Raw genomic sequence first — 25,943 nt, 5'->3', positions numbered from 1 at the left:
TTGTTGTGCCAACCTTTAAACTAGAATAAGCATTTTCTGTAACTTGATGCAATATGCTTAAACATCTATATTGTGGAAGCCTTTTATAAAATCCAAAATGCTACTGATATTAGTTTGAGCCAATTTTGCTATCTCGGCTAACTTGCCAGAGGTTGAGTTACTTGGGTCGTATTTTTTAATCAGGCGCTTGCCGAAGGCTGGGTGGTGATATACGCTGAGTCTTTGGTCGCGGGAATTAATTAAGATCATTTGTGTGGGAATTTGAAAGAAATTGATGCTTTCGCCGATTTTTGGAAAAGAACTGGAAATTTTGATTTGGTCTACTTTGCTGATAGCTTGGTTGAGAGCTTTGCTACATAACTGAACGTGTTTAGATTCTTTGACGTTAAGTTTGCCTGCATCGTGGGATTGAATCATTTTCATCAAAGCTATTAGGTTTTTTTGAGTTATGGCAGCGTCGTTAAAAGGAATGATGGCAACGTAAGCGGTGGCAAATAATTTATCGTCGCTGTCCATTTTAAAGGCGAGTACGGTGCGCCTGGAGCTGACTTCGATCGTGGGAGGCTGACTTAAACTCGGATATTGTTGGGCAATTTGGTAATAAGTTGCTGCTAGCGCAAAATGAGCGCCTTGGTCTAAGGGCGAGTCAATTACAATCCGAACTGTGGGCAAGGTTTCGTGAAAAAATTCGTGGGTTCCTCCTGAGTTCAACCAGTAAATTTGGCTGTGGTCGCCGTTGGGGCTCAGATCGACCCATTTGCAGGTCATGCCTTCGGTTTTGATGCCCAGTCGCGAAACTGCGTGGAGTTTGGCTCCGGTTAAGGTGGCTCCGGTTAAGTCGGCTCCAATCCAGTCGGCGCGGATCAGATAGGCATTTGTCAGGTCGGCGTGAACTAAGCTGGCATTGAGCAAGTTGGCGTGGCAGAGGTCGGCTCGGCTGAGGTCGGCACCGCTCAATTTTGCTTCGCTCAGGTCGGCCCAGCGGAGATTGCAACCGCTGAGGATTGCCCAGCGCAAATTGACGCCGCTGAGGTCGGCGCCGCTGAGTACGGCTTGAGTTAGGTTGGCTTGTCTCAGTTCTGTGCCTCGCAAGTCGGCGCCGCTGAGGTCGGCTCGGCTGAGGTCGGCTCCTTGCAGGTTGGCTTGTTCGAGGTTGGCTTCTGTCAAGCACGCGCCACTGAGGTGAGCGCCTCGAAGGTTGGCTTGAGCGAGGTTGGCTCCTCGAAGGGTGGCTTCGGTGAGGGTGGCGCCGCTGAGGTTTGCACCGCTGAGGTTTGCGCCGCTGAGTTCGGCTCGAATGAGCTCGGCTCTGATCAGTTTGGCTCCTATGAGTATGGCTTTTTTGAGGTCAACTCGCACTAGGTAAGCGACGTTGAGGTCGGCGTCGGTGAGGTCGGCGCCGCCTAGATGGGCGCCGCTGAGTCTGGCAATGTTGAGTTTTGCACCTGTGAGGTTGGTTTTGCTGAGGTTGGCTCCGCTCAGGTTTGCTACACTCAGATTCGCACCCTTGAGGTTGGCTCCGCTCAAGTTGACGCCGCTGAGGTTGGCCTCAGTCAGGTTGATTCCGGCAAAGTTTCTTTCTCCGGCGGCATATTTCTTCAGGAGTTCCTCGACTGTCATGGGGGCGGCACCGTATCAAATATCCCCATTTTATTGCTATGAATATCGGTATTGTCGGACTGGGTTTAATTGGTGGCTCGATCGGGCTGGATTTGCGATCGCGCGGGTTTAATGTTTTGGGGGTTTCGAGTCGGCAGCAGACTTGCGATCGGGCGCAAGCTCGCGGTGTTGTCAATGAAGCCAGCATAAACCTGTCTCTGATTGCAGCAGCCGATGTGGTTTTTATTTGCACGCCACTGGGGTCGATCGAGCCGATCGTCCGAGACTTGGTGCCCTATCTTTCCCCTGATACTATTGTAACCGATGTCGGTTCCGTAAAAACACCCATAGTGCAGGCTGTGTCTTCTCTGTGGCCGAATTTTGTAGGGGGACACCCGATGGCGGGGACTGCTGAAAGCGGAATCGAGGCTGCGGTACCTGATTTGTTTGTGGGCCGGCCTTATGTGGTGACGCCGACTGCCCAAACGCCGGCGTTTGCTGTGGATAAGGTTGAGGAAATTGCGCGGTTGCTGGGTGCTAAAGTTTACCGATGTGAACCGGAAGAGCACGATCGAGCTGTGGCTTGGATTTCTCATTTGCCGCTGATGGCGAGCGCGACGCTGGTTGCTGCGTGCGATCGAGAGGGCGATCGGGATATTGTTAATTTAGCCCAACATTTGGCGAGTTCGGGTTTTCGGGACACGAGCCGGGTGGGGGGTGGCAATCCCGAACTGGGAGTGATGGTGGCAAAGTACAATCGAGAGGAATTATTGCGATCGCTCTCTATTTACCGCGACAGTCTCGACGAGTTTATCAGCGATATCGCAGCCGAAAATTGGCAAAGTCTCGAACACAAGTTGAAGCTGACTCAACAAGCGAGACAGAATTACAACTTGTGATCCAAAATTTACCAGCCAATTCAACCAGTAATTCACGTTCAGATTGAGGCGCAAATAGTTGGTGTAGTCGCTAAAATGAAGCGAGTGTTAACGTTTAAAGCCTAGGAACCGGGCTTTTGAGAATTAACAATTAAACAAAGGTAAGGTGCGCGCCGATCACCCTACTAATTTCTAATTCTCGGCCCTATTTCGGATGCCCCATGCCCTATGAATGATTCTCAAGCATCACCAAATCCATCAAAACCTGTCCATCCCCTCAAGCGGCTGCTGAAATACGGGCGCCGCTACCGCCTGAAAGCTTGGCTGGCAAGTATCTGTTCGCTGCTGAATAAATTCTTTGATTTAGCGCCGCCAGCATTAATCGGTATTGCCGTTGATGTGGTGGTGAAACAGCAAGATTCTATCCTCGCTCAATGGGGCATAAAAGATGTCTTTTGGCAACTGGCAATTATCACTCTTTTGAGCGCGATTGTTTGGACGTTGGAATCTGTTTTTGAATATGCCTATGATTATTTGTGGCGCAATTTGGCTCAGGATATTGAACACGATTTGCGTCTGGAAGCTTACAGTCATTTGCAGGAATTAGAATTAGCTTATTTTGAAGAACGCAGCACGGGCGGTTTGATTTCTATTCTCAATGATGATATCAATCAACTCGAACGTTTTTTAGACGACGGCGCTAATGAGGTAATTCAGGTAATGACAACGGTTGTTGTGATTGGGGCGGCTTTTTTTGCTGCTTCTCCTCTTGTTGCTGGGCTGTCAATGCTGCCGATACCTTTTATTATTTGGGGTTCGATCGCCTTTCAAAATCGCCTCGCTCCTTTCTATGCTGATGTGCGGGAAAAGGTGAGTTTTCTGAACGGGCAACTGTCGAATAATTTGATGGGAATTACTACTATTAAAAGTTTTACTTCCGAAGATTATGAAATTCAGCGCATCGAAACACAAAGCCAAGCTTACCGCCAAAGCAACCGACGGGCGATCGTACTTTCGGCTGCTTTTATTCCGCTGATTCGGGTTGTGATTTTCTTGGGGTTTATTGCAACACTATTTCTGGGGGGTTTGGAGGTGGTGGCGGGCCGGTTGTCTGTGGGAACTTACAGCGTTTTGGTGTTTTTGACCCAGCGGTTGTTGTGGCCGCTGACTCGCCTGGGAGATACTCTGGATCAATACCAGCGCGCCATGGCTTCGACTAATCGGGTGATGAATTTGTTGGATACTCCGATCGCAATTCGCACGGGTGATATTCGGCGGCCGGTTAGTTCGATTAAGGGTGAGTTGGAATTTAAAAATGTTACGTTTTCTTATAATCAAAGAAAACCGATTTTGCAGTATTTTTCTTTGAATCTGCCGGCGGGAAAAACTACTGCGATTGTTGGGGCGACAGGTTCCGGTAAAAGTACGCTGGTGAAACTAATATTGAGGCTGTACGAGGTACAGCATGGCAATATTTATCTCGACGGTATAGAATTAAATAGCCTGAATTTAAAAGATTTGCGGAGAGCGATCGGATTGGTGAGTCAAGATGTGTTTTTGTTTCACGGTACGGTGGCAGAAAATATTGCTTACGGCAGTTTTGAGGCCAGCAATCGAGAGATAGTAAATGCTGCGAAAATTGCCGAAGCGCACGAGTTTATCGCGCAATTGCCGGACGGTTACAACACTATTGTAGGGGAACGCGGTCAAAAGTTGTCGGGGGGGCAGCGACAGCGAATTGCAATTGCGAGGGCTGTTTTGAAGAATCCGCCGATTTTGATTCTTGACGAAGCTACTTCAGCGGTGGATAACGAGACTGAGGCGGCAATTCAGCGATCGCTCGAACGAATTACCAAGAATCGCACTACAATTGCGATCGCCCACCGTCTTTCTACTGTCCGCAATGCCGATTGCATTTGTGTCATGGAAGAGGGGCTGGTGGTAGAATCGGGGCAGCACGAACAACTGATCGAACAGGACGGAATTTATGCGGCGCTCTGGCGCGTGCAATCTGGTATAAGATAGAAACGCAGCGGTTTTGGGTAATTGGGAATTGCTAATTTGTAATTGGGGATGGGCCTTTGGGCATGGGTAACTAATGACAACAGTCAACAGCCAACTGCCAACCGCCAACTGCCAACTGCTAACTGACAACTGACTGCAAAATATTAGTTTCTACAAGCAAGAAGAGAAAATGTTTCTATTTGATAGCCCTGAGTCCAAACCCAACGAAAATAGCTGGAGTCGGAAATTAGATAAATTTGTGAAAGCTAATCAAAATGAATTGGCTGCTTTGGCTTGGGGGCTATTTCTGGAAAGGGGAGAAGAAAGCGAGGAGATTTTGGCAATTGATATTGCAGAAACTGCGCGTTTTGTGTATTGTAAGAAAGAGGCGGTTGAGGAGTTGAACCGTCAAGTAAAAAGTCATATTCAGGAAGTTGTAGGTGTGTTGAACGCTCACAAGCCTGAGAAGGAAGTGGCGATTTTGGCGATCGGGGAAGGTCAAATTAAGTTGATTCTTTTTGAACCTAAGCCTGAACCTCCTGTTTGTTTTGAGGAAGCTGCAACCGATGTTGATACATTGTTGGCTAAGCTGGAACAGCAGATGGTTGAATGTATGAAATAGCAGTTATATCAAATCCGGTGGCATCGGAATTGATATTACCTACAGTCAGGAGACGACGCTGTGCGGTTTCCCGAAAATAAATCGGGCGATGGTTATATCTCTTATCGAGGAAGATTGATTATGTTGGCGTAGGGAAACGGCAATGTTGTGTCGTCAGTTGCCCTATTGTCGATGGTTATATCCGATCGCACTCTGAGGGCAATTTTATCCCATAGTCTCTTTCAATCCCTGGGTGCTCTCAACTTCCTATTAGCAACAGGCTTTCCGGCCTGTTCCACAAAGAGTAAACCCGGACTTATTATAGATATCAGAATAACCAGCAATCAAAATAACCAGCGGGCGGCGAATCGTCATGCAAAATTTGAGATCGATATAAATTAGGTACAGCTTCCGCCAATTCTGTACCTAATTTTACTTCCCGCGCTCTTTCTGTTAATGGAAATGAAAATTGATAGCCATCTTGCAAATATTTTGCCCTAGCAACAATCTCATTCTTCTCTAAAATAGCGCTGTTGCTACCAATCAAAACAGTGTTAATGTCCTTCCACGGACACACGCACACCTGGGAAAATACGCTTTGAAAAGTCTTGATTTTTTCCGCATAAAACTCATCTCTTTGCAGCAGATTTACCAGCACAACTCCCTCACTTGACAAGCGTTTTTCGCAGATTTGATAAAATTCTTTGGTGGATAGGCGATGCGGAAAGTAGCCGTTGCCAAAAGCTACGTCGATCATGATGATATCGTATTGAGTATCTGATTTTTGCTGCTCTAAATACTCTCTGCCGTCTTGAATTGTTACAGTTAGACGATCGTCCAATTTTACCCCAAAACACTGTGTAGCTGCTTCGATCGCGATCGGATCGACATCCGCACATTCTATAACAGTTTCCGGCAAATAGTGGTGCAACACTAAGGGAATTCTGCCGCCGCCAAAACCAGCTATGTAGATTCTTTGAGGTTGGTTTTGCCACACTAAACCCAACATCATCGCCTGAGTATATTCAGACACTAGATGTAAAGGATTGTTGAAATCGAATACAGATTGCAGTAAATCTGTGTGCTGATTTACTTTTTCTACTAAAGATAGTTTAATGTGCGATCGCTCTTTTGTGACTGCAACATAGTGAACACCAGACTCTTTGCAAAAAATAACCTTGTCTGGCTGTTGCTGCAGCCAAGCCAGCCGCTGTCCAATAGCGGATAAATTAATAGATTGCCAAGTTTTGTGTTCCTCAATCATCTAATTTTAAATTTTATTTAAACTCCATATTCTCTAAGAATATAGCCTCATCAACCTGGTTTATACCAAAATGGCTTAGGAATGAGAATTAAATAACTTACAATGCGTGATGGTTCTTGTGGGATGGGCCTGAAAGCCCGTCCAGAAAGGGCGGGCTTTCAGGCCCATCCCCTACTCCCCACTTTCAAGAGTGTAAATTATTTAATTCGCGATCCTTAGTCGCCCGATATCTGCGAAGAAACCGGGTTTCGAGTCAAGGCTGGCACAAGCCATGTTCTCATTTTCCAGCAGGGCGAAGAACGAGAAGACAACAGAAATTCACCCGATTACAGCCGCTTGTACGCCACCAATTCCAAACCTGAAACCGAAAGTTCCACTTTTTCCCAATCTTGCTTGTCACCTTCCAACTTTTCAAAGGCTGCTGAGGTCAGCAAAATCTCTCCGCGTTCCGCCAAATCCTCTCCCAGCTTGGATGCCAGATTAAATTCAGATCCGTACATATCCTCTCCTTCCAGCATCAAAACATCGCCACAGCCAATACCAATGCAGAGGTAAATGTCCATCTCCGGCGGCAGTGTCGTGTTGACAGCCGCCGTTTGTTTCAAAGAGTCGATCGCAGCTTCCACCGCCGATTTTACATCGGGAAAAACTGCAAAAATATTGTCGGCTTCCTCCTTAACTACAGTGCCGCTGTATTCGGAAATTATCGGTTTTACAATTCCGTGCATTCGGTGAATCATTGCCAAAAAATGAATAATTCCGTAGCGGACTGTCGTGCGCGAAAATCCTGACATATCCATTACTAAAATTGCGTAATTTTGGCGAAAAGTTTCATTGATTTTCGCATCAATTTCCGCCATTCTTTCGGGATGTTCGTTTCTTTCTTGCAGCAACTTTTCCAAGTAAGCGCGGTTATTTGTTTTCATTTTTAATTAAATTCCCAATCGCGACACACTTCTTGAGGGCGGCCAGCAGGATGCACTGCACAAGTGATGCCATCCTTACCGTAATAATAATCACAGACTTTGCAAGGTTTAGTTTGCTCTAATTTTTTCATCAAAGTTGCCCGGATTGTCTGGACTCGGTTGCGATACTTGTTTGCATTTGAGTGACTCGGTTCAATTGCCAAAGCTTGCTCGAAAGCTGCTAAGCTGGAATCGTACAATTTAATAATTTGGGAACTGTATTTTGTCCAAGCATCGGCATGGCTTTGATACAGTTCGACTGTACTTAAGTTTAAAATACCGTATTCTGTCCAAGCGTCGGCTGAAGCTCGATCGAACTTAATATTAGCATTGAGCAAAACTTTTTTGATTGTTGCCAAAAGTTCCCTCGGCTGCCAAGGTTTGCTAACATAAGCCTCGGCGCGATCGCCCTGGAACCTCGCAAATAAAGCTAACTGCTGTCCCTTGCCTGTTAAAAATACCACCGGTATGTTCCGAGTTTCGGGATTAGCTTTAATGAAACGACAAACCCCGTAGCCGTCGAGACGGGGCATTATGACATCTAATAATACTAAATCGGGGCAATTTTTCTCGATTTTATCCAGCGCTTCCACACCGTCTGATGCCTGAATTACATTCAATCCGCTGCATCTCAACTGATGTGAAATGCACTCGCGCTGGCTGCGGGAATCTTCCACCACTAAAACTGTACTCATCACTCCCCACTTGGTTTTTGAGGTAAACTTGTTCGCTGCTTCGAGTTGTCCTTGCTGAAATCAGTTTACCCGCATTGGATGAATTTGCTATCACTGGCTATCTAAATTTACTCAAATTGCAACAAATCTTAAAATCGGGAGCCAAGGTGATACTTATCAGAAAATGCTAGTTGCTAATACGCGGATAATTGTTGAAAGTTTGGGCGGCAAATATTCGGCTTTTAAGCCTTAATAACGGCAAATCGTACTGATGTCGGACGAATACATTGTTGAATTGCAACAGATAATCGGCTATTGTATACGTTAAAGTTCTTAAGGACGACAAATGAATCGATTGCTCCTCACTTTACTTGTAAGTCCGACGCTGTTTGGATCTGTGATGTCTATGAGCGCGATCGCCAATCCCGCTCTAATTGGCGAAATACCAGCCCAATCGGCTGATTCGCCTCAATGCGTGCGATCGCCCCACACTCAGCGCCTGAGTTGCGTGCGGCTTTCTGGCAAGTCTGCTGCTGCTAATTCTAAAGTAAGAATCAGTTGGCAGCGCCCGGGTGAAGAACGGGTGGCGATGCTGGATTTTTCGGAAGCAGAAAGCGATGAGGCGGTGGCGCTGTTTGGCTGCGACTGTCAGATGTGTATCAACTCGCTGCGACAGTTGCGCGGTTTGCCACCTCTGGATCTAGCTTCTTGATGGCGATCCGACAGCATTGGGAGTCAGGCTCAAAAACCAGGTTTCCGATCGCTGCGGGCTTTGGAATGCCTTTAGCTTTCTCACTTTTAGAGAAACCAAAGCCAGCAAATTTATCGATCGCCCCAAAAAACATCCTAACAGCAAAGCAGCCAAAATATAAGGTGCAGCCACCTGCAAATCCGACCAACCGCGACCGTTCAAACTACCGATTAACCAATTCAAAGCAGCTTGCAAGCGGCTGTCTTCAGCTAACAGCAACAGTGTAGTTTGTACTGCCCCAAAAAGAGAACTCACAGCCACACCTGCTAAAACCAAACGTTCCACAGAAATTCCCGTTTTAGTTTTGCCCAAAAAGTAGACCAGCATCGAAGTGAAAATAGCACCTATCCAAGCCGCCAAAGGCACCCAAGTTTGAAATATTCCCAAAGTCAGCATGGTAATCGCAACCAACCCTGCACCCGCCGAAATTCCTAATACAAAAGGATCGGCTAAACCGTTGCGGAGCAAACCTTGCAGCAAAGCCCCCGACATTCCTAAAGCCGCACCAACCGTCAGCGCTGCCGCAACTCTGGGCAAACGCAATTCCCATAAAATAGTTTGATTGACAGTATCACCTCGGTGCAGAAATGCTTGCCACAATTGATCGGCACTCATGGGTACCGCACCAAAAGAAAGCGAAAGCGCGATGGTTAATAGCAAACCCAATCCTAAGAAGACAACTGCCTGAAAAACTCGATATTTTAGCCAGATTTTTTTCACAATATATTATACCGCTTTGCTTTTAGATAAATAACATTTTTACATAGTTATTTCTGCGCGATCGCCCAAACTCCTAAGAGACAATCCGGCTAGTTACTAAATACCATATATTCTCCTGTTTGTGGATAGATCGCGCTCGTTAACTACAGTAAGCTCTTCAGATTAACGCTCGATCGGAGATATTGCACCGATCTGTAATTGTAGAGCTTGCGCGCCAACCGCATTTTCACGTATAATGAGAATGATTATCAAACAAAAGGCGCGCGATCGGCTCGATCGCCCGTATCTTAGCAGAGGCGATCGCACCGGGCTGTCAGCGATGAGGTGCGATCGGCTTGGCAAATTAACAGCAAGGTCTCTACAATTAACCAACGAATAACAATGACTAATCTCACCGTACAAACCCCAGATTTAATTGCCGATCTTCCCAAAAGAGGGATGCCAGTAACTATAATTACCGGATTTCTCGGCAGTGGAAAAACTACTTTACTCAATCAAATACTCAAAAATCGCCAAGACTTAAAAGTAGCCGTTTTAGTTAACGAATTTGGCGATATAAACATCGATTCGCAGCTTCTATTTTCTACAGAGGATGACATGGTAGAACTTAGCAACGGTTGCATATGTTGCACTATTAACGAAGGCTTAGTCGATGCAGTTTACCGAGTTTTAGAACGAGAAGAACGCATCGACTGCATGGTAATTGAAACCACCGGAGTTGCTGACCCGCTGCCGATTATCCTGACATTTGTCGGCACAGAATTGCGGGATTTAACCAATCTAGATTCTGTACTTACCGTAGTCGATAGCGAAACATTCACTCCCGATCATTTTGACAGCGAAGCAGCTTTTAAACAAGTGGCATTTGCAGATATTGTGCTGCTGAACAAAACCGATCTCGCTCCTCCAGAAAAAGTAGAAAAGTTAGAATCTTACATTCGCACAGTTAAGGAAGGAGCGAGAATTTTACACTCTCGATACGGTGAAGTTCCTCTACCCTTAATTTTGGGTGTGGGTTTAACGCAAGCAGATATTTTCAACAGTCTTGAAATTGAGGAAAAACACGAACACCATCACGAACATCATCACGAACACCACCATCACGGACATCAATCTCATCACTTAGATAACGACGGATTTATTTCACTATCATTTGAGAGCGATCGACCTTTTGATGTCCACAAATTCCAAGAATTTCTAACGGAAAAAATGCCCTTCGATGTATTTCGGGCAAAAGGAATTCTCTGGTTTAACGACAGTCCGATGAGACACATATTTCAACTCAGCGGCCCCAGATACGAACTAGATGCTTCGGAATGGTTTACCGCACCTAAGAATCAACTCGTAGTCATCGGCCGCAACTTAGATATCGCTCAAATTCGAGAACACCTGAACAGTTGTTTAGTTTAAGATCGTGTCTTAAAAAACCATGAGGACACGGCATTGCCGTGTCCCTACTATCTCATGCGTAAGTCCTAATCTCAAATCTAAAATCTCAAATCGATCGCCCTTCCTGCTACAATCGAAGGTATAATATTAACGAAGTAAACCGCTACGAGTGAATCATGTCTGCAAACACCGCGCTACCTGCTGCTTTAGCTAAAATCGTTCAGCGCTTTCAGCGACATTCCGATCCGAAACAACGCTACGAACAACTGCTGTGGTATGCCAAGCGACTCCCAGCATTTCCCGAAAGCGATAAACTGCCGGAAAACAAAGTTTCTGGCTGCGTGTCGCAAGTTTATATTACCGCAAATTTGGCAGACGGAAAAGTTCTGTATCAAGGCGATTCAGACGCTCAGTTAGTCAAAGGATTAGTTGGCTTGCTGGTGGAAGGTTTGAGCGGATTAACGCCTGCTGAAATTGTCACCATTACCCCAGATTTTATTCAAGACACGGGATTGAATGTGAGTCTTACACCTTCCCGCGCTAACGGATTTTTCAACATCTTTCAAATGATGAAAAATAAGGCTCTTGCTTGTGAATTGAGCAAGCAAGCAGAAGAAAATTAAAAGAATAAACAGCCATGACTCAAACTACAAATTTAACAAAATCCAATTCTGGCCAGTATTCCGCCGCAGTTCAAGAATATCTGTGGAATTGGAAAGAAACCCAAATCAAAGTTATTTACGAAACCAGAGGGCAGGGAAATCCTGTATTGTTGCTGCCGGCATTCAGTACGGTTTCGACGCGAGAAGAAATGCGTCCTTTAGCAGAATTGTTAGCTTCTAACTTTCAAGTTATGAGTTTAGATTGGCCGGGTTTTGGCGAATCCGATCGCCCGCGAACCGACTATGAACCGCAATTATATCATCAATTTCTCAAGGATTTTGTTGCGGAAAATTTTAATAGTCCGGTGGCTGTAGTTGCAGCAGGTCACGCTGCGAGTTATGTGATGCAATTAGCGCAATCAAAACCCCATGTTTGGTCAAAGATTGTGTTAGCAGCACCGACTTGGCGCGGGCCTTTGCCGACGATGAGCAAACAGCAAAGCGGCTGGCACGGAATCGTGAGAGAATTAGTACGATCGCCCTTACTGGGACAATTCCTCTACAAACTAAACACTGCGCCGTCTTTCCTCAGTTTTATGTACCGCCGCCACGTCTACGCCGATGCAGCTAAAGTCACGCCAGATTTCATCCAAAACAAATGGCAAGTGACGCAAAAACCAGGTGCTCGATACGGTTCCGCTGCCTTTGTGACTGGTGGTTTAGATACGGCAAAAGTGCGATCGGAATTTACAGATAAATTTCAACAATTAGCAGTGCAGGTGATGGTTGTAATTGCTGAAAATGCGCCGCCAAAATCCAAGGCTGAAATGGAAGCATTAACGGAATTACCGGGTGTTGAATCGCGAGTTATTCCCGGTTCTTTGGGTATGCACGAAGAGAATGCTGAAGCTTTGGCAAATGTGGTTAAATCTTTTATTTGAGAGGATTAAGAGGGGATGAACCGCAGAGGGCGCAGAGAACGCAGAGGGGAGGAATGCAAGCTGTTTTTTTAACGTTTGTTTGGATGGTTTGCTATTGGTTTTGTCTGCCAGTTTATGCTGTCGCAGATCCGCCGATAATCAATTTGCCCAAGAGTACGATCGAAGGTGCGATCGACTTTCACATTCATTCTTCTCCTGATGCGATTCCCCGTAGATTAGACGATTTTGAAGTAGCGAAATTAGCTGCTAGGGCGAAGATGAAAGCTGTGGTATTGAAAAATCATTATGCCAGCACAGCAGCGCGGGCAGTTCTGGTTAATAAAATAGTACCAAAAATCGAAGTTTTCGGAGGAGTTGTTCTCAATCATTCGGTAGGCGGCATTAATCCCGACGCTGTAGAAGCAATGCACCGCATCGGTGGCAAATACGGTAAAGTAGTGTGGCTACCAACGGTTGATGCTGAGCATCACTTGCAGGTTTTTCACAAGTCGGGAATGGGGATTAAAGTTGCGGAAAATGGCAAGGTTTTACCGGAAACAGCAGCGGTTTTGAAGATTGTAGCCCAAGAGAATTTGGTATTGGAAACCGGTCATATTTCCTCAGAAGAAGTGATGGCAGTTGTAGCTGAAGCCAACCTGCTCAACATTAAGAACATTCTGATTACCCATGCAATGGCAGATGTACCCGGTTTGTCCCTAGAAAATATGCAAACAGCCGCCGCAACCGGAGCTTTCTTAGAACTCGCATTTGTGAACGATTTGATGGGAGAAAATGCCGCTGATGACGGACACAAAAACTGGCATCAAGTTTCTATTAGTAAGATGGCAGCAGCGATTAAACTAATAGGAGCAGAGCATTTTGTGATGAGCACGGATTTAGGAAGGAAACCCGATCCTTTGCCTGCGGAAGGTTACAGATTATTTGTGAAAAAATTGATAGATGAAGGCATTTCTCCGCAGGAAATTGATTTAATGATGAAACACAATCCAGCTCGATTGTTAGGCATTTATAATTGATAATTGGTAATTGGCAATCGGGGATTGGGAATCGCTAATTGGGAATTCTCTTCCCTCTTTTCTCTTCCTTCTTCCCTCTTCCTTCTGCCTTCTTCCTTCTTCCTTCTATCCTTTACATCCGTCGAGCTAATCCGTTGCCGAACTTCCTTCTGCCTTCTTCCCTCTTCCTTCTATCCTTTACATCCGTTACATCCGTCGAGCGAATCCGTTGCCGAACTTCCTTCTTCTATTCTTGATTGCCTTTGCTGTTCAAGTATCCGTTATCTGCAATGCGCCAAGCACCCCCAGCATTGCCCGTTAAATCGCTATCTTCCACGGTAGCAATGCCATCTCTGTAAACGGCGATCGCCTCACCTTCATTACCATTAATCCGACACCGGCGCACGATCAATTTCCCTCCCAATCCGACACCTATTCCCAAACTGCCGTTGTCAAAAATACTGCAATCTTCCACCGTTGCTTTCCCATTATCCGATATAAAAATTCCGTTCCATACCCCATCATGAATTTTATTCCGACGGAGGATCGAATTTGCATCATGGCCGCAAATTCCCACCACAGAATAGTCCGCAGAAGTGATATCGCTGTCTTCTATGATTAACTCGCCTTTGCGAATATCTACAGCGTAATATTTCCCAGTGGCGCTCAGCGTTAAACCGCGCACTAAAGCACTGTCAGTTGCCATTTTAATGCAGTTTGAGCTGATACTTTCAACCACAATGCGATCGACCTCTCCGCTGCCGATAATTTCTACCGATTTGTCGATAATTAGACTTTCGCGGTAAACGCCTGGATGCACGTCAATGCGCGTGCCCGGTGCTGCATTTTTCAGCGCTTCGCTAATAGTAGTATAATCGCCTTGACCCTGCTGAGAAACAACAAATCCTTGACTCTTCCCAACTTTGGTATCTGAAGTAGATGCTTTAATTTTCCCTGACTTCGACTCAAAATGCTCAGATTGCCGATCGCCCGCTGCGGAAAGTTGCGATGTTAGCTGCAAGCGTTCTTGATAAACTGTCTCTAGCTGATGTTCTAACTCGCATACTTGAGATATAAGTTGAGCTTGATTCTGCTTTGCTGTCTCAATTTGACTTTGAGTTTCCGAGAGTTGAGAATAAAGGTGCGATCGTTCTCTGTTAGCAGTTTCTAGCCCAGATGCCAATTCAGAGCGACTTTGACGCACATTTTCTAACTGACTTTCTAACTCCAATATTTGAGATTGAAGTTGATTTTGATTCTGATTTGCTGTCTCGATTTGAGTTTGCAATTGGGAGATTTGAAAAGTTAGCTGAGATTCCAATTCAGAGCGACTTTGACGCACACTTTCTAACTGACTTTCTAACTCCAATATTTGAGATTGAAGTTGATTTTGATTCTGATTTGCTGTCTCGGTTTGACTTTGGAATTCCGAAAGTTGAGAAGTTAGCTGAGATTCCAATTCACTGCGACTTTGACGCACACTTTCTAACTGACTTTCTAAGTCGGATACTTGAGATTGAAGTTGATTTTGATTCTGATTAGCTGTTTCGATTTGACTTTGGGATTCCGAGATTTGATAATTGAACTGAGATTCCAATTCAGAGCGACTTTGACGCACAGTTTCTAACTGTTGCTCTAACTCCGAGATTTGAGATTGAAGTTGATTTTGATTCTGGTTTGCTGTCTCGGCTTGACTTTGAATTTCCGAGAGTTGAGAATAAAGTTGCGAGCGTTCGGTGTTAGCAGTTTCTAGCTGAACTTCTAATTCAGAGCGAGTTTGATGCAGGCTATTTATCTGATTTTCTAACTCCGAGATTTGAGATTGAAGTTGATTTTGATTCTGATTAGCTGTTTCGATTTGACTTTGGGATTCCGAGATTTGAGAAGTGAGTTGAGATTCCAATTCAGAGCGACTTTGACGCACAGTTTCTAACTGGTGTTCTAACTCCGAGATTTGAGATTGAAGTTGATTTTGATTCTGGTGGGCTGTCTCGATTTGACTTTGGGATTCCGAGATTTGAGAATTGAACTGAGATTCCAATTCAGAGCGACTTTGACGCACAGTTTCTAACTGTTGCTCTAACTCCGAGATTTGAGATTGAAGTTGATTTTGATTCTGGTTTGCTGTCTCGGCTTGACTTTGAATTTCCGAGAGTTGAGAATAAAGTTGCGAGCGTTCGGTGTTAGCAGTTTCTAGCTGAACTTCTAATTCAGAGCGAGTTTGATGCAGGCTATTTAGCTGATTTTCTAAGTCCGATACTTGAGATTGAAGTTGAGTAGGGATCTGGTTTGCTGTCTCGATTTGACTTTGCAATTGGGACAGTTGAGAATAAAGGTGGGAGCGTTCTGTGTTAGCAGTTTCTAATTCAGCTTGCAGTTCTGATAACTGAGACTGGAGTTGCGAGCTATCTTCCTCCTTGCGCTGTATCTGAGACTCCAATTCTGACAACTCAGACAGCAGTCTCTCTCGCTCTACAACAACCATTTCGGATTGAAGTTGTACTTCATGAAGTTGAGAGTTTAACTGCATTTTCTCCAGATTAGCTGCTTCTAACTGTCTTTGCAGTTCTAATAATTCCAATGGAGGTTGCTTTGCTTGTTGGCGAGCGGTTTGCAATTGAGAGTTGAGTGTTTTGCGTTCTTGCTCTGCACTCTCCAATTGAGCTTGTAGCTCTGACAATTCCGAAGTAAATTGCGATCGCTCTGCTTCGACTAATTGCAGTTGCTCTTGCAAACCAGATAGTTGAGACTGAAGTTGCTCGCGCTCTTGAATCGAGCGATCGAACTTAATTTGAGTTTCCGACAACTGGTACTGTACCTGCAATCTGCTTTGGCTAGCCGTTTCCAACTGACTTTCAAATTCCGACAGCAGAGCGTGAAATTGAGAACGTTCTGCATCAACCGCCTCTAACTCTGCTTGCATTTCCAGCAATTGAGCGTTAAGTTGCGATCGCTCCTGATCCGCAACTTCTAACTGCTCTTGAAGTTCTGCCACTTCTGCTAACTGAGACTCAGCTTGTTGAGCATTTTCTAGCTGAAACTGCAAATCAGCAATCAGAGTATCAATTTGCGATCGATCCTGGGCAATTCCTGCCAAAAATTCTTCCATTTCCGACACTTGATTTTTTAACACTTCTTGCTCGCGAGTCACAGTTTCCAACCGACTTTGTAACTGAGACAATTCAGAATTTAGCTGATTTTCATTCTGCACCTTTTGCCGCAATTCCGAAGTTCTGGCATCCAACTGAGCAGCCAAATTCGATATCGCCTCCTGCGAACCCTGCATCCGTACCAAATTGCGTGAATTTCGCTTATTCAAAATTAGCCAGCAGACTAATGCCCCGCCTCCAAATCCTATTAATAAAAGTAATGCTTCCATGTGTTTTATCTAATTAATATAAATTGAGGGATTTTGATTATGACCAAAAAAGGGACATCCACAAATCGCGATCTTACTCAAAGCTATCACAACTTGCCAGCCTGTGTTGACTTTTCTCGACAATTTATATTTCTTTACAAATCCCTTTTGTTTACAGGTAAGGTGCAGCCCGCCCTGCAAGTCCGATTAATGCAGCAAATCCACAATATGAGGAATAATTTCGATATGCTGAGTCAACAAATAATCCAACCTATCCGCCAATAAACTAAAAATTAAATCGTTATAACTCATCCCGTATTCCGCCAAACCTAAAGCTACCAAACTCGTCACATTTTCCCCTGGATGTTTCAGATCCGGTTTGGGATTTGCTTCCAAAACATAAAGCGTTCCATCAGCATCACTGCGGACATCAATCCGCACCAAACTGTTCAAACTAAACTCCCAATAAATTTTTCTAGCTAACTCAATTAACTCTTGTTTGAGTTCAGGTTCCTCACCGCCCATCAACCGTCCTCGATCTGCCGTAATCGCTTTTTTGTCCATAGAAGTAAAGATAAGTTCGTCAGGCTCAAGCACGCGCTCCACCGTCGAAAAAGCAAAAGGTTTTGTATCTTTACCAAAACCGCCTTTAGCATATTTAACATAGCCACAAACCGCCACACAAAATTCTCGTCCCGGCAAATACTTTTCAATTAAAGCAGTATTGTGAGTGGCTCGGTGAACTTCCGAAACCGCCTCAGACAAACCCTCAATTTTGTCTACAAAATGAACGTGCAGCGAAGCGCGACCGGATACTGGTTTAACAACAAACGGCCCTTGATAGTCACCAAAAGCAATGGCAAAACGCTGATGCAAATTAGGATGCAAAATCCCTTGAGAAGGATGCCAAGTAATAAACGGAGCGGTTTGTATTCCGACTGATTGCAGTTCCCGTTTAAAAGCGTGTTTGTTATCTAAAGTTGAACTATTTAAAGGATTGTGACCGACATAAGGCATTCCCAACATTTCCAACAATGCGGGAGTGTGACAAACAGGATTGTATCCCTGGACTCCGCCAGTATTCAGCCACACTAAATGGATATTTTTTTGTTTTAGTTGTTCCGGTAAGTTCATGTCGTCAGGCATGACAAAGACTTGCTGAAAGCCAATTTCTGCTAATGCTGTAGCAATTTCGCGGGCGACGATTTCGTAACTCTTCCAAGCGCGGGGATTGTGAGTTTTGTAAATCACTGAGCCGGGGCGATCGCAGTCCCCGCCGAACACCACAGCAATCCGCAATTTAGCAAACAGCACCTCCAAATATTGACGCAGCAAACTAAAGTCATAATGCCAGCGATTCAGGCTAATTGATGTTGCAACCATTTAAGTTTATTTCCTGTGTGTTTTATTTTTTATCTGCCGAACTGCTAGATTTTGCCAAATATATTCCCGCCAAAACTACGGAGAATGCAAACCAATTAAACAAGCTCAAACTTTCCGCAAACAGCACCCCGGCAATAATCGCAGTAATCACGGGTTCTAGCAGCAGAAAAAGAGCGACAAATCCCGACGACAAACGACCGAGACTGTGGATGAGCAGTCCCTGGCCGAAAGCTTGACAAATCACCGCCAAACCAATTACAGCCAGCCATCCCTGCCAAGAATAAGGGAAAACTCGATCGCCCGCCAGCAGAACCAGTGGCAAAACCAAGAGACTACCAATAAAACAGCGCCACATCAATATAGTTGTCGCCGGAAACTTTGTTCGCAAATGTTCTGAAAGTAGCAGATTTCCTGCATAAAAAATCGCCGATAAAAGAGCAGTAATGTCGCCGACTAGATTGTCTCCCGCCGTTTGCAAATCGTCCATTCCGATCGCAATTGCGCCAGACAAAGCCACCGCCAGTCCCACCAAAAACCTGCTGTCAAAGCGCCGCCCCAACAGCAGCCATCCCCCCAAAGTAGTAAATAAAGGAGTTAAGTTTCGCAGTACAGTAGAATTAGCGACATTAGTCTGAGTCAGTGACCAGGCCCAGAAACCCAAAGAAGCAGAAGAAACCACGCCTACGGCTGTTAACAGCATCACATCCTGCAGAGTGTAGCTCGATCGCTCTTCAACTTTTGCCCCAGACATTCGGCGGCGTGCAGCATCAGCACCATTCCATACTCCAAATACCACAGTTGCTATCCACAAACGGTTAAAAACAGTAGCATTCGGGCTGATTTCCCGTTCGCTAAACCTAATAAAAATCGCCGCCAGCGACACCGCTAGCAGCGCCGCAGACAGCGAAACGATCGCCCAAATTTTGCCTTGACTGTCAGCTAATTCACCGTTTTTTAAACTGTCTGACTTTCCCGAAACAAGAGTTTTGTCTTCAGTTTTTAAGGCAGAGTTTAACTCGGTTTTTTCCAAAATATTGCGCCGAAGTTCAATATTTTGCTCTGGCAATTCCAGTTTTTTTGACATTATTAAAAGTTCCAATGAAGGCAAAAAACAGAAAGCAGAAGGTATAATTATAAATTATACAAATCCTCAAAACTCATGCAACAGTATCGCTCCGGGTGCGTCGCCACCCTTAAATATTAAATAATATCCACAATCTTTGAGCGACGCACCGGTGCATACAGTCTTTCAGTAAACAAACCCACACTCATCATTCTTGCTTTCTGGAGGCGAGAATTGGTATTAACAGCAGCTTAGGTTGAAGGTTTAACAGAAAGCCTTGTCAAAGCCTCCTTTAGCGCCGGCGGCAATTGCCGGATAATCTTGTTCTTGTCGCGATCGACACCCACCAAAGTTACCTGTGCTGTCACATATAACTCCTGAGTCTCAGCCGATCGAATTTCGTAATCCCAAAGCAGCCGCACACCCTCGCTAGCAGCCATCCGCGTTCTGACTGCCACAGATTGACCCATTTGTACAGCCCGGTGGTAGCGCAGCGAAAGTTCCACCACAGGCAATTCCAAACCCTGCGCCACCCAGTCTGCATACTCGATGCCAAGAGATCGCAAACTTTCCACCCTAGCTTCCTCCATCCAAGCAATATAAGTCCCGTGCCAAACCACACCGCTGTAGTCAGTATGGTGAGGGTAAACTCGCACCAAATATTCAAACCAGCCCTCAGAGTCGATCCCGCGGCGATTTTGAATAGCACCAGCCGGTGCGAGTTCAGGTTGAGTTCGATCGTTCTCTAACACTTTACAAATCGTTCCAAAACGCTACATTTCTACAAATCATAAGACAAACTTCAGGCTTATGCTTGACTGTAAGCAACTAGAGTACCAACGCCCTAGTTTAACGTCGCACAAGAAAACTCAACTGTTTTTACCGCCAAAAAAACCATGATAGAAAAAATTTTAGTAGCCGTCGCCGGTCGCGGCTTGTGCGAAGAGATGTTTAATATGTTGATGGACATCCCTTCCTTGCAACAAACCTCTGTCACCGTCTTGCACGTCGTGCCGCCCCAAGTAACCTCCGATGGCATGGCCGAGAAACTGGAAGAAGGAGGCAAGATTTTAGCACAAGCAGTCCAGTCTTTGAAAATAGATCCCAGCAAAGTCAACCCCAGGCTCAAACAGGGAGACCCGAAAACCACAGTTTGCCAAGTCGCAGAAGAAGAACAATCCGACTTAGTAATTATGGGTTCCCGCGGACTCGGACGGCTGCAATCGATTTTGGAAAACTCAGTCAGCCAGTACGTTTTCCAGCTAACATCCCGACCGATGTTGTTAGTAAAAGACGACATCTATGTCAAAAAAATCAAGCGCGTCATGGTGGCGGTAGACAAATCAGAAGCTGCCAAACAGTCATTAGAGCTGGCGCTATCTTTGGTCAAAGAAGTCAGTGGCCCAGAGATAATTTTAGTACACGTCACCAAAGATTTGACGGGAAAATCCAGCACAGATTTAACAACAAGTGCTGAAAAAGACGCTGTATTGGCCCCAGCAGTAGCACTAACCAAACAAATGGGAGTTAGCTACCGCTGCGTGAGTGCTACAGGCAAGCCAGGGGAAGAAATTTGTCGGATTGCAGACGAGTTGAATGCCGACTTGTTAGTAATCGGTTCCCCGGATCGGCGACCCAGCGTTGCCAAAAACTTTGTGGATATCGATCGACTCCTAGGAAATTCGCTATCAGACTACGTGCGAGTTTATGCCAACTGTCCCGTCTTGCTAGCCCGCACAGTCGGCTAGAATCTCATCGTTAACACTTAGGATCGCGAATTAAATAATTTACACTCTTGAAAGTGCGGAGTAGGGGTTGGGCTTATAGCCCGCCCTTTCTGGACGGGCGGGACGCCCATCTCACAAAAACCATCACGCATTGTAAGTTATTTAATTCTCATTCCTTAGCAGCTAACACTCAACAGTTAATAAAAAAAGCGCCTCAGCAAAAAGCTGTTGGCGCTTTTTTTTTGCAAGCAGCTTGCGCCTGACAGAAATAACAGCAGTTGCTAATCTTTTCTACCTTGACGGCTAGCTGTTTGAATGTACAGAATGATTAGAAAAACACTGGGAACCAATACAAACAGAATGGTTGCCACAAACCCTAAATCGTTAACTTCCATGAAGACGCTCGCCTCTATCGGAAAATAGAAAAACACACACAACTAGGATATCACTCAAAGGCAAAAGGCAAACTCGAAGACAGAAGAAGAGCTGACGGACAAGCGTCGAAACCCGCTTTCTGCCTGGATGCCTCCCTACCCAATCTCTTATTTGTCCTAGAAACCAAGTTTCTTTTCCTAGGCGAGCAAAAGGCGTGATTATACAGTGAAATAGGAAAAAAAACACAATTTTTGCATTCTGCATTTTTCTTTCTGTTAATCAACCTTCTGCCTTCTGAGAGTCACGGTTTAGTCTTGACGCTCACCGGGCCATTGACCATAGCTTGACAAGCCAACCGATAGTTTTCGGGCTTTTTCTTGAGCTTGCGGTTCTCAAAGTCAGTGCGGGGCGACAGATTTTCACTGCCCTCGACAATTTCCACAATGCAGGTGCCGCATTGACCGTAGCCCCCGCAATTCATCATCTTTCCCGAAAATGTGTACAAATCGATGCGGTTTTCTAGAGCTTTGAGTCTCAAATTGGCTCCGTCTGCTGCGATGACTTCCTGATTTTCCTTCACAAACTTGATATTGGCCATTGCCGATTCCTTAACGCAGTTGACATGGAACTCTATTACAAAATATTAACTAATGTGTCGGACGTTTAATACAGGATGTCCAATTGATCTGGTAATTAAAGCTCGCCCCAACCCAATCTCAAGGAGCATCCGAGAGGTTATTAGTCGGAAGATTGCTCACAGCCCGCTGGAGAGACGAAAGTCCCAGGTTGTAGGTGACAATTGCCGACAATCGGTTTCTCTCAGCCCTAGTCAAATCAGTTTCCGCCTGAATCACATCCGTCTGAGTACCTACACCAGCTTGAAACCGCAGTCTCGCCAGACGCAGAGCTTCCCTTGACTGCAAAACCCCCGCCTCAGAAGTTTCGATATTCTCAAAACTCGACTCTAAGCCAAAATAAGCTTGTTCCACTTCCCGGCGCACCTGATTGCGGAGTTGGTCAAATCGACTTTCGGCGATCGCAATATCAGCATCCCGCTGTCTCACCCTCGCGTTCGCCGCGCCCCCGTCGAAGATACTCCAAGTCAGACTCGCCCGGATCGAATAACCATCCGCCCACCCGCGAGTAGCAAACGGGTTGGGGTCGTCAGGGTCTTGTCCCAGCACGTTGTAACTACCCCCAACACTCAGTTGAGGCAAACGCCCCGCCTGAATCGATCGCCTCTGCTGCTTGCTGATATCCCTCTGCACCAACTGCTGTTCCAACTCGGGGCGATTCCTAAAAGCCTGCACGATACTCTCTTCCAAAGACAGCCTCCAAGAGCCCGCTTGCTCTACCGGATCGGCCGCCGTCAAGTTCGCCGACTGGCTGACATTCAAAATCTCAGCCAGACGCCGCTGGGCAACTCGCTGATCGCGACGAGCAACTGACAGTTGTTGCACTTCGTTAGCCAAATTTGCCTGAGCCTGCAATACAGCAAACCGGGTTCCCACCCCTGCCCGTTCCAGGGCTTCGGCATCCCGCAAACTTTGCTGAGCATTTCTGACTGAAGCTTGGCGGATGGCAACTTGTCCGTCCGCGTTTTGCAAGGTGTAGTAAGCCTCAGCAGTGTCGAAGCGGAGTTCCTCGGCTTGGCGTTCCACATCCAATTCCCGAAGGCGCAACTGTTCCTCGGCCGCGCGGATGTTAGCCCGCCGTCTTCCGAACAAATCGATGTCATAGCTCAACTGCAAAGTGTTGTTGAGACTGTTGCTGCCTAAATTTTGCCGGGCTTGCTCGGCGGGCTGCCCGGTTCCGTTAGCCCGAGAGTTGTTGAAGCGCTGCTGAGCCCGGACTCCGAGTTCTCCGCCTGCAGTCACAGAGCGGCTGGCGTCCATTTGAAAATTCAGGTCTGGATAAAGAGCAGCTTGCTGTTCGCGCAAAGCGGCTCTGCTTTGTTCCACTTGCTGTCCGGCGATTTGCAAAACTTGGCTGTTGCGGCGGGCGAGGTCGATCGCCTGCTGCAAGGTAATTGACTCAGTTTGCTCGATCCTGACATCCTCCGGGTTTGTCGGAAACTGCAGGGGATTCGGGTTGGGTTCCAGGGAAGCCGGAGGCTTGGTGTCTAAAATACCCCTCGGAGGGACAGGGGGGAAACTTTCGTTCGGAGTGCCCCGGAGGATGGGTACCGGGGAACTCGGCACAGGAACATTGTTGGGAGGGTTCGGGGAAGGCTGCTGAGTCTGTGTCGGTTCCAACCCTCTTAGAGGCGTTGCACCGGCCTGAGACAGAGTTGATGGGGAAGCCGGAGCAGCCTGTTGAGGCTTTGATGCTTGCTCGCTTCCAGTTGGGGGATTAAGGGCGATCGACTGTTCGGCCTGTGACGCTGATTCTGCAGCTGTGTTCGAGGTCGATCGAACCTTCTGCCCTAATTCGAGCTGATTGAAGCGGGCCAAACTGTCCTGAGATTGAGTCGGAGACTGTGCTGAAGCACTCTGTGGGGCGTTGCCCAAAGTAATTGCAGCGCCCACTCCGACTACGATGATTTGACGAAAAACACGCATAATTTTTTAATTACTCTGCAATCCTAGAGACAATTTTAGAGCAAGATTGAGGTCTCAAATTTCTAGTCTGTAGCCTGAACTCGACGGTTGCAAGTCACAATTACCCTACTCATCTTAACTTTTGAATGTTCGATTCAAAATTTAGAATTTAACTTCAGCATTTGCCAGACCGATCGCCGTCGAGATTAGTTCCTCTACTCCGCTCACCGGCAAAATCCGGGTTTTTAGCGAGCTGGCGAGCTGTTCGAGGGTCATGTCGTCGAGAAAACGCGGTTCCCCCTGTTTTAGCATCACCGACGGCAGCAGAATGCCATCTCCCAAGTCTCGCCCCTGCAAAGCTTCCAGCAAATCTTGCCCGGTGAGCAAACCCGTGACAGTGATAGTTTGTCCCCAGTAGTTGCTGCACAGTGCGGCCATGTTGACGGACAAGCCGGGAATTTGGTTTAGTTGTTGTACGATCGGCTCAAAAGCTTTTTCGACAGCATTCCCCACCACCCAAACTAACTTGCGCGCAGGCTCGACTGGCATCGGTTGCAGCTTCTCAAAAGCCGTTTCAAACTGCTGGATAAACTGGCGGATAGAACCCACACCATTACCAATTTGCGGATAATCTTCGTAATCAGCAGCCGACGGCAAATCTAAACCAGCGATTAAAAACCACTCGTCAGCCAGCCAAATACAGCGAGATTTTGACTTTCCTAACAAGCCATTTAAATCTTCTCCCCCCCTTGCTAAGGGGGGGTTGGGGGGGGTATATTTTGAATTCTTCCTTTTCGGCTTTCCGCCACCTTTTCCTGTACTCAAAAGCCCTTGAATTTTCTGCACTTGCTCGATTACTTCTCGCGCTTTTTGGGCAGTTACTGCGATTAGTTCATCTTCGGCCGGGCGAAAGCGAGTTAAACCCACCGGCACTACAGCCACCGATGCTACAGCCGGAATACTTCCAGTATGAAACTTTGCCAAATCTAACAAAGTGCGTTCTAAATGTTCGCCATCATTAATACCGGGACAAACAACTACTTGAGCGTGAATTTGCAAGCGGCGTTCTTGAAACCATTTGATTTGTTCTAAAATCTTCCCCGCGCGGAGATTTTTTAGCAACCGAATTCGCACTTCCGGTTCCGTAGCGTGTACCGAAACATAGAGAGGAGAAAGCCGCATTTGTTCGATTCTGTCCCACTCTTTTTCGGTCAGATTTGTGAGAGTGAGATAGCTACCGTAAAGAAAACTAAGTCGGTAGTCATCATCTTTGAGATACAAAGTTTCGCGCTTTCCCGGAGGCTGCTGGTCAATAAAGCAAAAAGGACAGCGATTGTTGCACTGAATTAGTCCGTCAAAAAGAGCAGTTTCAAATTCCACTCCCAAGTCTTCGTCATACTCTTTTTCTATTTCTAATTTGTGAGTTTTGCCTTTAGTGTCTAATACTTCTAATTCGAGAAATTCATCCGCGCACAGGAATTGATAGTCAATCAAGTCGCGGGGTTTTTGACCGTTGACGGCGACGATTGAGTCTCCGGGTTCAAATCCCATTTCGGCGCAGATGCTGTCGGGGATAACTTTGGTGATTAGGGCGGGCCGGATTGATATGTCGCTCATGGTTATTAGTTATTAGTTATTTGTTATTTGTTAGCGGAGAATGTTTACAGTTTAACTTGTCTAGGCTGACAGAAGCGATCGGGCGATCGCTTCTGCCAGTCTAGGCGAGTGAATTGTCTTTAACGTCTTTAACAGAATTGACTTGTCGGGTTGCTAAATATACAGCATTATTATATTTTTTCCATAAACAGTTCTGCAATCCGCACCTCAAAAGTTATTCCGGGTAGCTGAGGCTGCCATCCGAGTCGCACCGCTTGCCGTATCCATTGTGTTGCATCACAGGGTGTTACTGGTTTCACTTCGTTAGTACCCCAACATTGAGGATGAGGTCGATCGGTGATGATAACTAACACCGAACCCCGTTTTTGGGCGTGTTCGATCGCAACATGAAGATTTCCGGAGTATTCTTGCGTATAAGTAGCTTGTCTTCGGATTAGCCAGATAAAAGGCTCCCCATCAACAATTATTTTTCTGGCTCCTTTTTTCGGTATTGACAT

The 25,943-nt window shown here is 46.0% G+C and carries 24 protein-coding genes; 10 read left to right on the top strand and 14 right to left on the bottom strand.

From position 1 onward, the window contains the following. Positions 1-57 precede the first annotated feature (57 nt). The gene (locus QUA88_RS13255) at positions 58-1,620 is read right to left on the bottom strand and encodes a pentapeptide repeat-containing protein (protein ID WP_333055793.1); all 1,563 of its coding nucleotides are present in this window, start codon (positions 1,618-1,620) and stop codon (positions 58-60) included. A 38-nt stretch (positions 1,621-1,658) separates the two neighbouring features. Between QUA88_RS13255 and QUA88_RS13250 the strand changes: the two genes are divergently transcribed. The 3 genes from QUA88_RS13250 to ccmS all read left to right on the top strand — a co-directional run bounded on the left by QUA88_RS13250 (position 1,659) and on the right by ccmS (position 5,103). Further along, complete coding sequence (locus QUA88_RS13250; protein ID WP_333055794.1) at positions 1,659-2,498, top strand: prephenate/arogenate dehydrogenase; 840 nt, start codon at positions 1,659-1,661, stop codon at positions 2,496-2,498. Between the two features lie 207 nt (positions 2,499-2,705). Then, complete coding sequence (locus QUA88_RS13245; protein WP_333055795.1) at positions 2,706-4,502, top strand: ABC transporter ATP-binding protein; 1,797 nt, start codon at positions 2,706-2,708, stop codon at positions 4,500-4,502. Between the two features lie 169 nt (positions 4,503-4,671). Then, complete coding sequence (gene ccmS, locus QUA88_RS13240; RefSeq protein WP_333055796.1) at positions 4,672-5,103, top strand: beta-carboxysome assembly chaperone CcmS; 432 nt, start codon at positions 4,672-4,674, stop codon at positions 5,101-5,103. Positions 5,104-5,410: 307 nt separating this feature from the next. On the opposite strand, the gene QUA88_RS13235 is transcribed toward ccmS, so the two are convergent. The 3 genes from QUA88_RS13235 to QUA88_RS13225 form a co-directional block, all read right to left on the bottom strand. Beyond that, positions 5,411-6,346: a fused MFS/spermidine synthase gene (locus QUA88_RS13235; RefSeq protein ID WP_333055797.1), complete on the bottom strand. Its 936-nt coding sequence runs from the start codon at positions 6,344-6,346 to the stop codon at positions 5,411-5,413. 326 nt (positions 6,347-6,672) lie between these two features. After that, positions 6,673-7,272, bottom strand: a complete 600-nt coding sequence (locus QUA88_RS13230; RefSeq protein ID WP_333055798.1) for an adenylate/guanylate cyclase domain-containing protein — start codon at positions 7,270-7,272, stop codon at positions 6,673-6,675. A gap of 2 nt (positions 7,273-7,274) precedes the next feature. Next, on the bottom strand, positions 7,275-8,006 hold the full coding sequence (locus tag QUA88_RS13225) for a response regulator (protein ID WP_333055799.1): 732 nt from the start codon (positions 8,004-8,006) through the stop codon (positions 7,275-7,277). 325 nt (positions 8,007-8,331) lie between these two features. On the opposite strand from QUA88_RS13225, the gene QUA88_RS13220 reads away from it, so the two are divergent. Beyond that, positions 8,332-8,697 (top strand): hypothetical protein, encoded by a 366-nt coding sequence (locus QUA88_RS13220; protein ID WP_333055800.1) that lies wholly within the window; start codon positions 8,332-8,334, stop codon positions 8,695-8,697. Here the strand turns inward: QUA88_RS13220 and QUA88_RS13215 are convergent. Continuing rightward, positions 8,686-9,456 carry an iron ABC transporter permease gene (locus QUA88_RS13215; RefSeq protein ID WP_333055801.1) on the bottom strand — a complete coding sequence of 257 codons (771 nt, stop codon included), beginning with the start codon at positions 9,454-9,456 and terminating at the stop codon, positions 8,686-8,688. The two genes, QUA88_RS13220 and QUA88_RS13215, sit on opposite strands and share 12 nt — an antisense overlap. Before the next feature lie 241 nt (positions 9,457-9,697). Here QUA88_RS13215 and QUA88_RS13210 point away from each other — a divergent pair, with 241 nt between their 5' ends. The 5 genes from QUA88_RS13210 (at position 9,698) to QUA88_RS13190 (ending at position 13,404) form a co-directional block, all read left to right on the top strand. Beyond that, positions 9,698-9,835, top strand: coding sequence for a hypothetical protein (locus tag QUA88_RS13210; protein WP_333055802.1), 138 nt, complete (start codon positions 9,698-9,700; stop codon positions 9,833-9,835). A gap of 2 nt (positions 9,836-9,837) precedes the next feature. After that, positions 9,838-10,866, top strand: coding sequence for a GTP-binding protein (locus QUA88_RS13205; protein WP_333055803.1), 1,029 nt, complete (start codon positions 9,838-9,840; stop codon positions 10,864-10,866). Between the two features lie 155 nt (positions 10,867-11,021). Further along, positions 11,022-11,468, top strand: coding sequence for a SufE family protein (locus QUA88_RS13200; RefSeq protein ID WP_333055804.1), 447 nt, complete (start codon positions 11,022-11,024; stop codon positions 11,466-11,468). Between the two features lie 14 nt (positions 11,469-11,482). After that, a complete protein-coding gene (locus QUA88_RS13195) occupies positions 11,483-12,388 on the top strand; it encodes an alpha/beta hydrolase (protein ID WP_333055805.1) in 906 nt (301 codons plus the stop codon). Between the two features lie 53 nt (positions 12,389-12,441). After that, complete coding sequence (locus tag QUA88_RS13190) at positions 12,442-13,404, top strand: DUF6282 family protein (protein ID WP_333055806.1); 963 nt, start codon at positions 12,442-12,444, stop codon at positions 13,402-13,404. Positions 13,405-13,630: 226 nt separating this feature from the next. Here QUA88_RS13190 and QUA88_RS13185 read toward each other — a convergent pair whose 3' ends face one another. The 4 genes from QUA88_RS13185 to QUA88_RS13170 all read right to left on the bottom strand — a co-directional run bounded on the left by QUA88_RS13185 (position 13,631) and on the right by QUA88_RS13170 (position 19,939). Further along, on the bottom strand, positions 13,631-16,762 hold the full coding sequence (locus QUA88_RS13185; protein ID WP_333272061.1) for a right-handed parallel beta-helix repeat-containing protein: 3,132 nt from the start codon (positions 16,760-16,762) through the stop codon (positions 13,631-13,633). A 186-nt stretch (positions 16,763-16,948) separates the two neighbouring features. Further along, a complete protein-coding gene (locus QUA88_RS13180; RefSeq protein WP_333055808.1) occupies positions 16,949-18,124 on the bottom strand; it encodes an ATP-grasp domain-containing protein in 1,176 nt (391 codons plus the stop codon). 22 nt (positions 18,125-18,146) lie between these two features. Then, complete coding sequence (locus QUA88_RS13175) at positions 18,147-19,208, bottom strand: DMT family transporter (RefSeq protein ID WP_333263092.1); 1,062 nt, start codon at positions 19,206-19,208, stop codon at positions 18,147-18,149. 230 nt (positions 19,209-19,438) lie between these two features. Continuing rightward, positions 19,439-19,939, bottom strand: a complete 501-nt coding sequence (locus QUA88_RS13170) for a thioesterase family protein (protein WP_333055810.1) — start codon at positions 19,937-19,939, stop codon at positions 19,439-19,441. Positions 19,940-20,083: 144 nt separating this feature from the next. On the opposite strand from QUA88_RS13170, the gene QUA88_RS13165 reads away from it, so the two are divergent. Further along, positions 20,084-20,935: a universal stress protein gene (locus QUA88_RS13165; RefSeq protein WP_333055811.1), complete on the top strand. Its 852-nt coding sequence runs from the start codon at positions 20,084-20,086 to the stop codon at positions 20,933-20,935. 260 nt (positions 20,936-21,195) lie between these two features. Here the strand turns inward: QUA88_RS13165 and psbM are convergent, their stop codons facing one another. From psbM to QUA88_RS13140, 5 genes are all read right to left on the bottom strand, one after another. After that, positions 21,196-21,309 (bottom strand): photosystem II reaction center protein PsbM, encoded by a 114-nt coding sequence (gene psbM / locus QUA88_RS13160; RefSeq protein ID WP_015177760.1) that lies wholly within the window; start codon positions 21,307-21,309, stop codon positions 21,196-21,198. A gap of 281 nt (positions 21,310-21,590) precedes the next feature. Further along, positions 21,591-21,887, bottom strand: coding sequence for a 2Fe-2S iron-sulfur cluster-binding protein (locus QUA88_RS13155; RefSeq protein WP_333055813.1), 297 nt, complete (start codon positions 21,885-21,887; stop codon positions 21,591-21,593). Between the two features lie 118 nt (positions 21,888-22,005). Next, positions 22,006-23,850, bottom strand: coding sequence for a TolC family protein (locus QUA88_RS13150; RefSeq protein ID WP_333055814.1), 1,845 nt, complete (start codon positions 23,848-23,850; stop codon positions 22,006-22,008). 141 nt (positions 23,851-23,991) lie between these two features. Continuing rightward, positions 23,992-25,446 carry a DUF512 domain-containing protein gene (locus QUA88_RS13145; RefSeq protein ID WP_333210792.1) on the bottom strand — a complete coding sequence of 485 codons (1,455 nt, stop codon included), beginning with the start codon at positions 25,444-25,446 and terminating at the stop codon, positions 23,992-23,994. A 170-nt stretch (positions 25,447-25,616) separates the two neighbouring features. Further along, entirely contained in the window at positions 25,617-25,943 is a 327-nt protein-coding gene (locus QUA88_RS13140; protein ID WP_333055816.1) for a hypothetical protein, read from the bottom strand.

This window comes from Microcoleus sp. D3_18_C2, assembly GCF_036702395.1.
Taxonomy (GTDB): Bacteria; Cyanobacteriota; Cyanobacteriia; order Cyanobacteriales; family Microcoleaceae; genus Microcoleus.
The sequence above is the reverse complement of the archived record's forward strand: the minus strand, read 5'-3'. Positions and strand labels throughout refer to the sequence as shown.

Excerpts from the sequence above, each read along its gene's own strand:
- QUA88_RS13195 (WP_333055805.1), top strand. The coding sequence starts at position 11,483 with ATGACTCAAACTACAAATTTAACAAAATCCAATTCTGGCCAGTATTCC.
- QUA88_RS13235 (WP_333055797.1), bottom strand. The coding sequence starts at position 6,346 with ATGATTGAGGAACACAAAACTTGGCAATCTATTAATTTATCCGCTATT.
- QUA88_RS13225 (WP_333055799.1), bottom strand. The coding sequence starts at position 8,006 with ATGAGTACAGTTTTAGTGGTGGAAGATTCCCGCAGCCAGCGCGAGTGC.
- QUA88_RS13175 (WP_333263092.1), bottom strand. The coding sequence starts at position 19,208 with ATGTCAAAAAAACTGGAATTGCCAGAGCAAAATATTGAACTTCGGCGC.
- psbM (WP_015177760.1), bottom strand. The coding sequence starts at position 21,309 with ATGGAAGTTAACGATTTAGGGTTTGTGGCAACCATTCTGTTTGTATTG.
- QUA88_RS13180 (WP_333055808.1), bottom strand. The coding sequence starts at position 18,124 with ATGGTTGCAACATCAATTAGCCTGAATCGCTGGCATTATGACTTTAGT.
- QUA88_RS13255 (WP_333055793.1), bottom strand. The coding sequence starts at position 1,620 with ATGACAGTCGAGGAACTCCTGAAGAAATATGCCGCCGGAGAAAGAAAC.
- QUA88_RS13165 (WP_333055811.1), top strand. The coding sequence starts at position 20,084 with ATGATAGAAAAAATTTTAGTAGCCGTCGCCGGTCGCGGCTTGTGCGAA.
- QUA88_RS13210 (WP_333055802.1), top strand. The coding sequence starts at position 9,698 with ATGATTATCAAACAAAAGGCGCGCGATCGGCTCGATCGCCCGTATCTT.
- QUA88_RS13155 (WP_333055813.1), bottom strand. The coding sequence starts at position 21,887 with ATGGCCAATATCAAGTTTGTGAAGGAAAATCAGGAAGTCATCGCAGCA.
- QUA88_RS13190 (WP_333055806.1), top strand. The coding sequence starts at position 12,442 with ATGCAAGCTGTTTTTTTAACGTTTGTTTGGATGGTTTGCTATTGGTTT.
- QUA88_RS13185 (WP_333272061.1), bottom strand. The coding sequence starts at position 16,762 with ATGGAAGCATTACTTTTATTAATAGGATTTGGAGGCGGGGCATTAGTC.
- QUA88_RS13245 (WP_333055795.1), top strand. The coding sequence starts at position 2,706 with ATGAATGATTCTCAAGCATCACCAAATCCATCAAAACCTGTCCATCCC.
- QUA88_RS13220 (WP_333055800.1), top strand. The coding sequence starts at position 8,332 with ATGAATCGATTGCTCCTCACTTTACTTGTAAGTCCGACGCTGTTTGGA.
- ccmS (WP_333055796.1), top strand. The coding sequence starts at position 4,672 with ATGTTTCTATTTGATAGCCCTGAGTCCAAACCCAACGAAAATAGCTGG.
- QUA88_RS13140 (WP_333055816.1), bottom strand. The coding sequence starts at position 25,943 with ATGTCAATACCGAAAAAAGGAGCCAGAAAAATAATTGTTGATGGGGAG.
- QUA88_RS13150 (WP_333055814.1), bottom strand. The coding sequence starts at position 23,850 with ATGCGTGTTTTTCGTCAAATCATCGTAGTCGGAGTGGGCGCTGCAATT.
- QUA88_RS13145 (WP_333210792.1), bottom strand. The coding sequence starts at position 25,446 with ATGAGCGACATATCAATCCGGCCCGCCCTAATCACCAAAGTTATCCCC.
- QUA88_RS13230 (WP_333055798.1), bottom strand. The coding sequence starts at position 7,272 with ATGAAAACAAATAACCGCGCTTACTTGGAAAAGTTGCTGCAAGAAAGA.
- QUA88_RS13200 (WP_333055804.1), top strand. The coding sequence starts at position 11,022 with ATGTCTGCAAACACCGCGCTACCTGCTGCTTTAGCTAAAATCGTTCAG.
- QUA88_RS13205 (WP_333055803.1), top strand. The coding sequence starts at position 9,838 with ATGACTAATCTCACCGTACAAACCCCAGATTTAATTGCCGATCTTCCC.
- QUA88_RS13250 (WP_333055794.1), top strand. The coding sequence starts at position 1,659 with ATGAATATCGGTATTGTCGGACTGGGTTTAATTGGTGGCTCGATCGGG.